1 protein-coding gene is annotated in these 241 nt (G+C 65.1%); it reads right to left on the bottom strand.

The window, feature by feature from the left end:
- Nucleotides 1-241 (bottom strand): ATP-binding cassette domain-containing protein (locus V0R37_RS23140; protein WP_420376696.1); only part of this gene is annotated, 241 nt, incomplete at both ends.

Genomic DNA, 241 nt, shown 5'->3' with positions numbered 1-241 from the left:
CGCCGGCTCTTTCACCAGCATCCGACCAATGGCCACCCGCTGGCGCTGGCCGCCGGAGAGGTCTTTGGGCTTGCGCTCCAGAAACTCGGTGAGATGCAGCATCTCGGCGGCGTGCTCCACGCGGCGACGGATCTCCGCCTTGTCGGTACGCGCCAGCTTCAAGCCAAAGGCCATGTTCTCGGCCACGCTCATGTGCGGGTAGAGCGCGTAGGATTGGAACACCATGCCGATGTCCCGCTCC

It is taken from the genome of Pollutimonas rozaliensis, from assembly GCF_048751585.1.
In the GTDB taxonomy this organism is placed as follows: domain Bacteria; phylum Pseudomonadota; class Gammaproteobacteria; order Burkholderiales; family Burkholderiaceae_B.
This window is presented reverse-complemented; position numbering and strand designations above follow the sequence as displayed.